Raw genomic sequence first — 12,102 nt, forward strand, 5'->3', positions numbered from 1 at the left:
TACCCTGAACGTAGTGAATAAAGGGATTGGTGTCAATGTCAAAAACCGCACTAAGATCACATCCACACTGCGTATTCAACATGAAGTGCCATTTAGTGTTAGTGGTGGCTTACCGGCGCGAGGTCATCACGCCCGCTATCCTTGGGGATTTGGAAAAACACCTGCGTCATGTCTGCGAGCTGTCGGATGTTGGCGTGGTGGAGTTTTCGGGCGAGACGGATCATGTCCATGCGCTACTAGAGATCCACCCTTCGGTAATGCCCGCCAAGTTGATCAACAGCATCAAAACCGTCACCAGTCGTCGCATTCGCAAGGATCACGGCGAGACGATAAAACCGAAACTCTGGGGAGACAGGTTTTGGTCCCGCTCCTACTGCTTACTGAGCGTGGGTGATGGCGCGACCACGGACATCATCAAGCGCTACATCGAAAACCAATCCCGGCCGCCCTGACGGACGGCACGCTATCCATCCACGCCCAATGCGTGGCTTGGACGTGGAATTCCGCGTAAGACGTTAAAAGCACGCTCATAATCCCTTGGGCGTAGGTTCAAGACCTACTGGGCCTACCACTCCCCTTCAAAGATCCTTTCTTAGCCAACCCACTGGCGATGTCTTTTTTATCCTTAGCTTTGCGCGCACTTTCTGAATGCTTTTGAGCGGCAAGTTTTTGCAGTGGTTACTTTGCAAGAAGAAGGGGATGTCTCTTTGTTGTGCTAAACGTGGGGTGGAGCTCGAATCACGGGCTGATGCGCACTACAGTAAGCACTATATTATTAAGGAGCATGCCATGATTGCCGAACACGAAATGCCGTATCTAAAGCGCTGTGTGGCGTTAGCGGAAGAGGCGCTGAAAGCGGGCGATGAGCCGTTTGGTAGCGTGCTGGTGAGCCGTGACGGTGAGGTATTGGCGGAGGATCGCAACCGGATCGCGGGAGGGGATGCGACGCAGCATCCGGAGTTTGCGCTGGCGCGCTGGGCGGCACAAAACATGTCGCCTAGGGCGCGCGCTGAGGCGACCGTTTACACCTCGGGCGAGCACTGCCCGATGTGCGCGGCTGCGCATGGCTGGGTCGGGCTCGGGCGAATTGTCTATGTCAGCTCATCCGCCCAACTCAGCGCATGGCTCAATGAGTTTGGCGTAGCGCCCCCACCCGTGGCCACCCTGCCCATTGAACAGGTTGTGCCGGGGCTTACGGTGGAAGGGCCAGTTTCAGCGCTGGCCGAGACCATGAAGGCGCTCCACCAGCGCTGCCACCAAGGGGCTAAATAGGGCGCTCTTAATCCACGAGGGTGACGAGTACAGGCGCTACGCCGCGTTTGAGCATATCAAGCTCGCGTGCTGCGCGTTTGGAGAGGTCAATGATCCGGCCTTCTACGTAGGGGCCGCGGTCGTTGATGATGACTTCCACTTTTTTCCCGGTATCGGGGCGGGTGACGAGTACTTTTGTCCCAAAGGGTAAGCTGGGATGCGCGGCCGTGAGCGCTTTCTGGTCGAAGGGTTCGCCGCTTGCGGTGGTGGCTCCTTGAAAACGGTCGCTATAGAAAGAGGCTTTACCCCTCTGGCTGGCATTGTCGGTGTCGTGTGCCGAGGCGGCAAAGGATGCACCGAATAGCAGTATGATAAAACACAGTAATGGAGTGAAGCGTTTCATAACGACCATGGAAATCCCTCATGGTGTTGCTTACGTGGTATTTGCATCAATGAGGCTGATGGCAGCGTTTGGATGATAACGGCTGTAGAAGCCTCGGGCAAGACAATATCAAGATCGGCGATTTTAGCTGCAGAATTGCCTAAACTAAGCTCATATCAATTAACGAGGCAAGTCCAAGGAGTCTATTTTTATGCATGAGTTAGATCACTACATTTACCCCCATCGAGTATTGCATTGGTTGGTGGCTCTGGGCGTGGTGCTGTCACTGGCAAGCGGTCTTACGCTGGGCTTTCTAGGGTTTGAACGGTTGGTTGAGCTAATCGGCCAGAGCGTGACCAATGCGCTCTATACGGCGCATAAAACGCTGGGTATCACGCTGTTGCTATTAATGACGCTGCGCATCATTACACGGCTGGCGTTTGTTGTACCGGATCACGATCCACCCCTCAATGCCTTTGAGCGTATCGTCAGCACCAGCGTGCATCATCTGCTTTACTTGGCGCTGGTGGTGATGCCGGTCCTCGGTGCTCTGGCCACCGCGACGGGCGGTTTTCCCGTGCAGTTTTTTCACTGGACGTTGCCCAATATCTTGGGAAAAAACGAAGCGCTCTCAGAGGCGCTGTTTCTTTGGCATGAGCGCTTCGGCTGGGCGATTATCGTGCTGATCACCTTGCACGTGAGCGGCGCGCTTTACCACTGGTGGATCAAGCGCGATAACGTGATGAAGCGTATGAGCCTATTTGATTAAGAGCGCCAGCTTATCGGCGTGAGAAGTAAGCGGCGATTTTCTCGATGACATGATCGATATCGCTGTCACTGATATCGCGATGAATCACTAGGCGTGTTTTGCCATCTGCATAGAGCGGGTCGAGCAAAATATCCTGCTCTTTTAGCCAGGCAGTGAGGGGAGTGGCCTGGCCGTGCGGGAAGCGAACAAACAGCATATTGGTCGCGATATAGGCCAGTTCAACCCCCGGTAGGTCATGTAGCGCCTTGGCGAGCCGCTCGGCGCGTTGGTGGTCGTCGGCGAGCCTATCCACATGGTGCTCCAAGGCGTGCTGGCAAGCGGCCGCGATAACGCCCGCCTGGCGCATGCCGCCGCCGACGACTTTGCGCCAGCGAAGGGCGCGGTCAATCAGTGCCTGTGAGCCGACCAGCGCCGAGCCGATCGGGGCACCCAGCCCTTTGGAGAAGCAAAGCGATACACTGTCAAAAGGAAGGCATAGCGTTTTTAGCGGTGTGTCGGTGGCAACGGCGGCGTTAAACAGGCGAGCCCCATCAAGATGCGTGGCGAGGCCATGCTGGCGGGCAAGGTCGGTGGCTTTTGTGACATAGTCAGCAGGCAGGACTTTGCCGCCGATGGTGTTTTCTAGCGCCAACAGACGTGTGCGAGCAAAGTGAAAATCGTCCGCTTTGACGGCTGCGCTGATTTTTTCTAGGGGAAGGCTGCCATCCGCGGCGTTTTCGATCGGTTGCGGCTGGATGCTGCCTAATACGGCAGCGCCGCCGCCTTCATAGCGGTAGGTGTGGGCGGATTGGCCGACGATATACTCGTCGCCACGTTCACAGTGCGCCATTAAGGCGACTAAATTACTTTGGGTGCCGCTAGGGAAGAGCAGCGCCGCCTCTTTGCCCGTTTTTTCAGCAAGGCGGTGTTGAAACGCATTGACGGTCGGGTCGTCGCCCCAGACATCGTCTCCCACCGGTGCCGCACGCATGGCGTCGTACATTTCCGGTGTCGGCCGAGTGACCGTATCGCTGCGTAAATCAATCATTGTTCCCCCTAGCGGCATGCACCATAAAGGCAACAGAATACTGCAAGTGCTTAGGGTGCGAAAAGCGCTTTCCCGGCGCTAGCGGATAAAGGCCGCGATCGCATCGAAGGCGACACGTTGCTGTTCTGCGCGTTGGGCCCAAACATTAAGGATATCCATCGACATGGCGTGCTCTCCAGAAAATTAATAGTTACCGTTGACGTAAACTGCGTCATATTTATCTCACCGCACCCTGGCATTAAAACGAGCGTAAGAGAGGGTGAGGTCAAATATTAATCGCTTTGGGCGAGGCGCGCTAGCACTAAAGATGTAAGCAAAATCTTACAGCGCGTAAGCGAAAGCGTACAAAATAGGACGTTAACGCTTACCTAACTGAATGGAAAGGGTTTTCATAATCGATAAAAAGCCGGACATTAGTCCGGCTCGGTAATTTTCTACATCTAAAGTCGTAGATTATTTGTCACAATAGGCGCTGAAAGCGTCGACAAAGGCGCGTTGCCACTGGGCTTGACGTAACCAGGCACGTAGCACGTCGCAATCATACAAGGGGTAGTGAGTCATGGGGCATTCCTCCTTTGGGACTGCCTCCACAGTATAGCCGAGTTTTGTTGCGGTGCAGCATGCTATTATTTCACTCTCCTGTTGTTTGTCATGCAAATGCGTCATAAAGAGCGTGAAGAGTCGGGTGCTCGGTAAAGCAGTGTGATTGACGTGCTGGGCAACCCGTTAAGATGAAAAGGAAAATGAGTTTATGCGAAACAAGAGCAGAGAGTGGCCATGCAAAGTACCGGTATGAACCCAGAGTGCCATTGGGTACAAACGCCTGACGGACACCTGTTTGCCCAAACGTGGTCGCCGAGCGCTTTGACATCGCGTGTGCCAATTGTGCTGCTGCACGACTCGCTGGGCTGTGTTGCCCTGTGGCGCAGCTTCCCCGAGGCGCTGTGTGAGGCGACCGGTCATCCAGTCATTGCTTACGACCGGCTCGGGTTTGGCCGTTCAAATGCCAGCCCCAGGCCTCCCTCTTTTAGCTTTATTAACGATGAAGCTACCCATGGGTTTGCTGCGCTGCGAAAAGCATTGAGTATCGAGCGCTTTATTGCTTTAGGCCATAGCGTTGGCGGCGGTATGGCGGTGCATATTGCGGGCACCTATCCAGATAAGTGCCAGGGGCTGGTGACGATTGCCGCGCAGGCATTCAATGAAGGGTGTACGCGGGAGGGGATCATTGCAGCGCAGGAACTCTTTGCTGACCCTGCGCAGTTTGCAAAGCTCACCAAATACCACGGTGACAAAGCCTCTTGGGTGTTAAGTGCCTGGACGAAGACTTGGCTCTCGCCGGCGTTTGCCGATTGGACGCTAGATGCCGCGCTTAAAAACGTCACCTGCCCTGCGCTGGTGCTGCATGGTGAAAAAGATGAATACGGCTCCCTCCGTCAGCCCGAGCGCATTGCGAGCAGAGTAAAAGGGCCTGCTCAATGTGAGATTTTGCCCCATATCCATCATGTGCCACACCGCGAGTGTGAAGCTGACGTCGTGGCGCGTGTGACCCACTTTGTGCGCGCCCTATAGACACAATAAAAAAACGCCCCCAGGTTGGTGGGGGCGTTGTGCTTAGCGCTTGGCGCTTGCAAGTATCACTCGATTTGCGGTAGCAGCGAGTCGATGCTTTCCCGGGCGTCGCCGTAGAACATCCGCGTATTCTCCTTGAAGAACAGCGGGTTCTCAATGCCCGAGTAGCCAGTGCCCTGGCCGCGCTTACACACAAACACCTGCTTGGCTTCCCACACTTTCAACACCGGCATGCCGGCGATGGGGCTGTTAGGATCCTCTTCCGCGGCTGGGTTGACGATGTCGTTGGAGCCAATAACGATCACTACATCGGTGGAAGCGAAATCGTCGTTGATTTCATCCATTTCCAGCACGATATCGTAAGGCACTTTGGCCTCGGCCAGAAGCACGTTCATATGCCCAGGGAGGCGGCCGGCCACCGGGTGAATGCCAAAGCGCACGTTCTTGCCTGCTGCGCGCAGTTTGCGGGTCAACTCGCTGACCGCGTTCTGCGCCTGGGCCACCGCCATGCCGTAGCCCGGCACGATGATAACGCTGTCGGCGTCGTTCAGCGCATTGGCCACGCCGCCGGCATCGATGGCCACCTGCTCGCCTTCGATCTCGGCCGCCGGGCCTATGCTGCCGCCAAAGCCGCCGAGGATGACGTTCAGGAAGTTGCGGTTCATCGCTTTACACATGATGTAAGAGAGAATCGCCCCTGAAGAGCCCACCAGCGCCCCGGTCACGATGAGCAAATCATTGGAGAGGGTGAAACCGATCGCCGCCGCGGCCCAGCCGGAGTAGCTGTTAAGCATCGACACCACCACCGGCATGTCGGCGCCGCCGATACCCATGATCAGGTGGTAGCCGATGAAAAACGCCAGAGCAGCGATCAGAATCAACGTCCAGAAACCGGCGCCGTTGAGATAAAGAATCGCAAACAGTAGCGAAAGCGCCGCAGCTCCTGCGTTGAGCGCATGGCCGCCAGGAAGCTGCTTGGGTTTGCCGTCGATTTTACCCGCTAGCTTGCCAAAGGCGATGATGGAGCCGGTGAACGTAACCGCACCAATGAAGACGCCCAAGACCACCTCGATCTGCAAAAACATCAGCTCATCGGGGGCTTTGGTCGCCACCAGCGCGGCAAAGGCCGAAAACTGCTCGGTGCTAGCCTCCATGGCGCGTGCTGCCAGCACGCGGCGTCGCTCCAGGTCGGCGCTCCAGCCCACGAATACCGCTGCCAGGCCGACGAAACTGTGCAGGGCGGCGACGAGTTGGGGCATTTCGGTCATGTCGACCTTTTTGGCCACGTAAACGCCGATGCCGGCACCGATGATCACCATCGGGATCATCCAGCCATAAGCGCCGATACCAGGGCCAAAGGCGGTGAAAAAGACCGCCACGGCCATACCGACGATGCCGTACCACACCGCCCGTTTGGCTTTTTCTTGATTGCTCAACCCCCCGAGGGAGAGGATGAACAGCACACTTGCCGCGATCGCCGCGGCAGACACGAATCCTTGACTCAGCATGATTGTCTCCGCGGATTAAGATTTCTGGAACATGGCCAGCATACGGCGGGTCACGAGGAAGCCACCGACGATATTGATCGTGGCGATAAGCACCGAGATGGCTGCCATCACCGTCACGATCCCGCTACCCGAGCCGATCTGTAGTATCGCCCCGAGAATGATAATCCCCGAGATGGCGTTAGTGACCGCCATCAACGGCGTGTGCAGCGAGTGGCTGACGCCCCAGATGACTTGGAAACCCACAAAGCAGGCGAGCACGAAGACGATAAAGTGCTGCATGAAAGAGGCCGGCGCGACTTGCCCAAGCAGCAGCATCAGCGCGCCCCCCACGCCAAGTAGCGTTACCTGACGCTTGGTTTGCGCCTTGAAGGTGGCCAGTTCGGCGGCTTTCTTCTCCTCCGGTGTGGGCGCTTTCTCCTTGGGCTTTTGCTTCGCTGCGGCGATAGCCTTCACCTTGGGCGGCGGTGGAGGGAAGGTGATCTCGCCCTTATGGGTCACCGTGGCGCCGCGAATCACATCATCTTCCATGTCATGGATGACCTGGCCATCTTTTTCCGGCGTCAGGTCGGTGAGCATGTGACGGATGTTGGTGGCGTAAAGCAGCGAGGCTTGCGTTGCCATGCGCGAGGGGAAGTCGGTGTAGCCCACCACCACCACGCCGTTGTCGCTCACCACCCGCTCATCGGGCTTGGTTAAATCGCAGTTGCCGCCCTTTTCCGCGGCCAAGTCAATCACCACCGAACCGGGTTTCATCGCCTCTACCATGTCCTCAAGCCACAGCTTAGGCGCGGGCTTGCCGGGAATCAGCGCGGTGGTGATGACGATATCCACATCGGCGGCCTGTTCGCGGAAACACTCAAGCTGCTTCTCGCGAAACTCAGGGCTGGAGGGTGCGGCGTAGCCGCCGGTTTCCGACCCATCTTGGCTTTCGTCGAAGTCGAGAAACAGAAACTCCGCGCCCATGGATTCGATCTGCTCGGCCACCTCGGGGCGCACATCAAATGCGCGCACCACGGCACCGAGGCTTGCGGCCGTGCCGATGGCGGAAAGCCCGGCCACGCCCGCGCCAATCACCAGCACCTTGGCCGGCGGTACTTTGCCGGCGGCCGTCACCTGCCCGGTAAAGAAGCGCCCGAAGTTATTCCCCGCTTCGATCACCGCGCGATAGCCGGCGATGTTGGCCATGGAGGAGAGCGCGTCCATTTTCTGGGCGCGGGAAATGCGTGGCACCATGTCCATGGCGATCACGGTGGCGCCTTGGTTTTTGCACTTCTCCAGAAGCGCCTCGTTCTGGGCGGGCCAGAAAAAGCTGATCAAGGTCTGTCCTTCGCGCAGGTGCTCGGTTTCCTCCTCGCTGGGTTCGCGCACTTTGATCACGGTATCAACGTTTTGCCAAAGTGACTTGGCGTCGTCGAGGATGTTCACGCCGGCATCGCGATAGGCTTGATCCTCAAAGCCTGCCAAAACCCCGGCGCCGGCTTCGAGGTAACACTCATGCCCTAGCTTTTGTAGTTGGAGCGCGCTGTCCGGCGTCAGCGCGACACGCGCCTCGCCCTTGGCGAGCTCTTTGGGTGCACCAATCTTCACGTTGGATCTCCCTAAATAGCGGTTGTTGGTGTTCTACTAACGTCCTGTTAGCTATACCTGACTCTGCGGCTCTGCACAACAGGCAATAACCGTGCCGGATTGCCGGTAACTTAAGAAAAGTCTCTTTACTGGTAGCCTTTTGCCTGTAAATAAAAGAGGCTAGCGTAGCGTCCCTTCTGCGCTAAAAGCGCGTCGTGGGTGCCGTGCTCAATGATGCGCCCTTGATCGATCACCACGATATGCTCGGCGCTTCTCACCGTTGAGAAGCGGTGGGAGATCAAAATGGTCATTTTGTCGCGGCTGTGTTCACGGAAGCGGGCGAAAACTTCCGCTTCGGCGGCGGCGTCCATGGCGGCGGTGGGTTCATCGAGCACGAGAATATCGGCGTTTTTGCGCATGTAGGCGCGCGAGAGGGCAATTTTCTGCCACTGCCCACCGGAAAGTTCCTGACCGTTTTTGAACCAGCGCCCAAGCTGGGTGCGGTAACCGCTGGGCATGCGGTCAATGAACGCATCGGCCATGCCGTGGTGGGCGGCAGCGTGCCAGCGCTGCTCATCGTCAAAGGCGTGAGTATCGCCCACCCCCAAGTTTTCTCCCACCTGCAGTTGGTAGCGCACAAAGTCTTGAAAAATCACCCCGATACGCTCGCGAAGGGCGGTCGCTTCCCAGTCGCGAAGGTCGCTACCGTCGAGCAGAATGCGGCCTTGGGTGGGGTGGTAAAGCCGAGTTAACAGCTTGATCAAGGTGGTTTTGCCCGAGCCGTTTTCTCCCACGAGTGCCAAACTCTGCCCCGGTTGAAGGTGCAGCGAAATGTCATGCAGTACTTCCTGGCCCCCGGGGTAGGCGAAGCTTACGCCCTCAAAGCGCAGGCCGTCGCCGGGTGAAGCGCCCTGCGTGAGTGTGCCGTGCTCGATTTCGGTGGGCTGTTCCAGATACTCGTACAAATTGGAGAGATAAAGGTTGTCTTCGTACATCCCGCTGATGGCGGTCAGGCTGGCCGACAGCGCGGCTTGCCCCTGCTTGAAGACCATTAGGTACATGGTCATCTGCCCAAGCGTCAGTGCCCCGGTGATGGTTTCCACCACCACCCAGCCGTAGGCGCCATAGAAAGTGAGCGTGCCGAGCAAGCCCAGTATGAATCCCCAGCTTTCCCGGCGCAGGGTGAGGCGCCGCTCTTCGCTGAAAAGGCGGGTAAAAATGTCCCGGTAACGGCGTAAAAAGAGCGGCTCCAGGCCGAATAGCTTGACCTCTTTGATGCTGTCTTCGCGGGCAAGCACGGTTTCCAGGTACATCTGCATGCGCGTTTGCGGCGAGCGCCAGCGAAACAGCCGGAACGCATCGCCGGAGAACTTGGCCTCAGAAATAAACACCGGCAGCGCGCCCGCCACGAGAATCAGCAGCGCCCAGGGGGAAAACTGCACCAGGAGCACGCCGAAACTCACCAGCGAAATGGCATTTTGCAGCAAGCTGAAGGTTTTATTGACCAGCCCCAGCGGGCGCGTGGAGGCCTCGCGGCGGGCACGGGTGAGCTTGTCATAAAGCTCGGAGTCCTCAAACTGGCTAAGCGACAGCGTGCCGGCCTTTTCCAGAATCATGACGTTAACTTTTTGCCCCAGCAGCGCGCGCAAAAGCGACTGCTGCGCTGACAGCCCGCGCTGAGCCAGCGCGATCAGCGCGATGATGCCACCTTCCAGCGCGACCCATCCCAATACCGGCGCAAGAATGGCCCCTAAATCGGGCGCCTCGGCTTCCCGGTAAGTCTCCATGGCGTTGACCACACCATCGACGATCAACTGCCCTACCCAGGTCGCAACCGCCGGGAGCACCCCCGCCACCAGAGTGCAGAGCGCTAAACCCAGCATCATCGCGGGAGAGGTTTGCCACACCAGCGAAAGCGCGCGGCGACTGTAGCGGAAGACGCCAAAAAAACCGCTTAGCGGGTTGGCGGGCGGTGGGTAAGGTGCGGCACGGGGCATAAAAGAGGGCAAAGACCTAAAGGAAGTCGGAGAAGAAAGCGCTATCATGCGCGAGTTGGGCGTGAACTGCCAGGCTCAGCCAAGTGAGCAGGGCGCGCTCTTATGATTCACGTTTTGATTGAAACGAGGCTTGCATGCAGCACGGCAATAACACAGCGAACGCACACAACGCGGCCGAGCAGGGTGGCGAGCGTGATAAAGACAGTGCGGTGAAAGCGCAAACGCTGCGTTGGGTACGCGATTTTATCGTGGCGCACACCATTTGCCCGTTTGCTCAGCGTGAGGTCGAGCGCGACAGCGTGCGCATTGAAGTCGTGCGCTCCAAAAAAATGGCGGTCGCGCTTGAAGAGTTGATGGCGGAGATCGCCTGGCTCGATGAACACGCGCAGACCGAAACCTCGCTACTGGTGTTCCCAACGCTGTTCCGCGACTTTGAGCACTATCTGGATTTTGTCGACCTTGCCGAATCGCTGCTGGTGGAGCAGGGGTATGAGGGGGTTTATCAGCTCGCGACCTTCCACCCGGATTACTGCTTTGCCGATGCCGCGCCGGAAGATGCCGCGAATTACACCAATCGCTCGCCTTACCCCATGCTGCACCTGCTGCGCGAGGCGAGCTTGGAGAAAGCCATCGCCGCCTACGGCGACACGGCGCAAATACCCGAGCGCAATATCGCCCACCTCGAAGCGATGGGCGGCGATGCAGCGGAAGCGCTGCTCACGCGCTGCCTGCGCGAAGAGCGTCAATCGTAGCGCCTTAACGGATCAGCTTGTGCATCACATGGATATCCACCAACCCGTGCTGCGGGTGGCGAAACGCCTGGGGCACGGTGCCGACGATATCGAACCCCAGGCGCTGGGCTAAAGGCGATATCTGTCGTTGTTGTCACCGCGCGACCTCCGCGACGATTTCATAGCTACGCAGGCGGTCGGCGTGATCATAAAAATCGCTATTGATCATCAGCTCGTCAGCGCCGGTGCGGGCCTGAATCTCTTCCAGCCCGGCCTTGACGCTCTCCGGCCCGCCAATGACCGCCGCGCCAAGAAATTGCTCCACCTGCGTGCGCTCCATGGGTGTCCAGTCAAGCTGCTCGACCGGGGGAAGCGACTGCGTGCGCTGGCCACGAATCATGTTCAAAAACTTCTGCTGCGCAGTGGTGGCTAGATAGTGCGCCATGGCATCGCTGTCGGCGGCCATGACCGGCAAGCCGACCATGGCGTAGGGGCGCGCTAGGTGCTCGGAAGGGCGGAAGTTGTCGCGATAAAGGCGCAGCGCCTCAAACAGGTAACCCGGGGCGAACTGGGCGGCAAAGGCAAAGGGTAACCCCAGCTGCGCGGCGAGCTGCGCGCTATATCCGCTAGAGCCGAGAAGCCAGACGGGCACGTGGGTATTCTGACCCGGAATGGCTTTAACCCGTTGCTGGGGCTCGGGCGTGCCCAAATAACGGCGCAGCTCCGCCAGCTGGTCGGGGAAAATCCACGCCGCTATCAAGACGGCGGCGCAGCGCACGCATGGTCAAGCCGTCGGAGCCAGGTGCGCGCCCCACGCCCAGGTCTATCCGGCCGGGATAGAGCGTTTCCAGGGTGCCAAACTGCTCGGCAATCAACAGCGGGGCGTGGTTGGGCAGCATGATGCCGCCGCTGCCCACGCGAAGCGTGGAGGTATTGCCGGCGATATGGCCGATCAATACCGAGGTGGCAGCGCTGGCGATGCCCTCAATGTTGTGGTGTTCGGCGAGCCAAAAACGCTTGAAGCCCAATTTTTCCGTGAGCTGAGCGAGTGAGACGCTATGGGCGAAGGTTTCGGCGGCGCTGCCGTTTTGGCGGATTGGGGCGAGATCCAAAACGGAGAGCGCCGTGGACGCGAGTTGGCTCATGCAGCACCTTATGTAATCGATCGGAAGTGGGGTGTCGTGGACGCTACGTTGTCGTGGCGAGTATCTCTCAGATACTGAGTGTTGCCGAGCATAAATGTTAGCACGCTTGCTAAAGGGGTGTTATGCGGCCGGAGAAAGCCGATTGCAAGGCGTT

At 58.0% G+C, this 12,102-nt stretch carries 10 protein-coding genes and 1 pseudogene; 5 read left to right on the plus strand and 6 right to left on the minus strand.

All coding sequences use genetic code 11. The annotated features are described in order from the left end of the window. Positions 1–35 precede the first annotated feature (35 nt). Entirely contained in the window at positions 36–452 is a 417-nt protein-coding gene (gene tnpA, locus BQ9846_RS13880; RefSeq protein ID WP_075881536.1) for an IS200/IS605 family transposase, read from the plus strand. Positions 453–789: 337 nt separating this feature from the next. Continuing rightward, positions 790–1,272 (plus strand): nucleoside deaminase, encoded by a 483-nt coding sequence (locus BQ9846_RS13885; RefSeq protein ID WP_075881537.1) that lies wholly within the window; start codon positions 790–792, stop codon positions 1,270–1,272. Between the two features lie 7 nt (positions 1,273–1,279). Here the strand turns inward: BQ9846_RS13885 and BQ9846_RS13890 are convergent, their stop codons facing one another. After that, on the minus strand, positions 1,280–1,654 hold the full coding sequence (locus BQ9846_RS13890) for a septal ring lytic transglycosylase RlpA family protein (RefSeq protein ID WP_144049454.1): 375 nt from the start codon (positions 1,652–1,654) through the stop codon (positions 1,280–1,282). 190 nt (positions 1,655–1,844) lie between these two features. On the opposite strand from BQ9846_RS13890, the gene BQ9846_RS13895 reads away from it, so the two are divergent. After that, the gene (locus tag BQ9846_RS13895; RefSeq protein ID WP_075881539.1) at positions 1,845–2,402 is read left to right on the plus strand and encodes a cytochrome b; all 558 of its coding nucleotides are present in this window, start codon (positions 1,845–1,847) and stop codon (positions 2,400–2,402) included. 10 nt (positions 2,403–2,412) lie between these two features. On the opposite strand, the gene ltaE is transcribed toward BQ9846_RS13895, so the two are convergent. Continuing rightward, complete coding sequence (ltaE, locus tag BQ9846_RS13900) at positions 2,413–3,429, minus strand: low-specificity L-threonine aldolase (protein WP_075881540.1); 1,017 nt, start codon at positions 3,427–3,429, stop codon at positions 2,413–2,415. Between the two features lie 777 nt (positions 3,430–4,206). Here ltaE and BQ9846_RS13905 point away from each other — a divergent pair. Continuing rightward, entirely contained in the window at positions 4,207–5,001 is a 795-nt protein-coding gene (locus tag BQ9846_RS13905) for an alpha/beta fold hydrolase (RefSeq protein ID WP_144049431.1), read from the plus strand. Between the two features lie 65 nt (positions 5,002–5,066). On the opposite strand, the gene BQ9846_RS13910 is transcribed toward BQ9846_RS13905, so the two are convergent. The 3 genes from BQ9846_RS13910 to BQ9846_RS13920 form a co-directional block, all read right to left on the minus strand. Further along, positions 5,067–6,509, minus strand: coding sequence for an NAD(P)(+) transhydrogenase (Re/Si-specific) subunit beta (locus BQ9846_RS13910; RefSeq protein WP_075881541.1), 1,443 nt, complete (start codon positions 6,507–6,509; stop codon positions 5,067–5,069). Positions 6,510–6,524: 15 nt separating this feature from the next. Next, positions 6,525–8,096: a Re/Si-specific NAD(P)(+) transhydrogenase subunit alpha gene (locus BQ9846_RS13915; RefSeq protein WP_075881542.1), complete on the minus strand. Its 1,572-nt coding sequence runs from the start codon at positions 8,094–8,096 to the stop codon at positions 6,525–6,527. Positions 8,097–8,221: 125 nt separating this feature from the next. Continuing rightward, on the minus strand, positions 8,222–10,072 hold the full coding sequence (locus tag BQ9846_RS13920; protein ID WP_075881543.1) for an ABC transporter ATP-binding protein: 1,851 nt from the start codon (positions 10,070–10,072) through the stop codon (positions 8,222–8,224). Positions 10,073–10,206: 134 nt separating this feature from the next. Between BQ9846_RS13920 and BQ9846_RS13925 the strand changes: the two genes are divergently transcribed. After that, positions 10,207–10,824, plus strand: coding sequence for a DUF1415 domain-containing protein (locus BQ9846_RS13925; protein WP_083651582.1), 618 nt, complete (start codon positions 10,207–10,209; stop codon positions 10,822–10,824). Positions 10,825–10,957: 133 nt separating this feature from the next. Here BQ9846_RS13925 and BQ9846_RS13935 read toward each other — a convergent pair. After that, positions 10,958–11,948 (minus strand): annotated as a pseudogene (locus BQ9846_RS13935) (LLM class flavin-dependent oxidoreductase). Positions 11,949–12,102 lie beyond the last annotated feature (154 nt).

Origin of the sequence: Vreelandella massiliensis (assembly GCF_900155385.1) — a bacterium.
Lineage (GTDB): Bacteria > Pseudomonadota > Gammaproteobacteria > Pseudomonadales > Halomonadaceae > Vreelandella > Vreelandella massiliensis.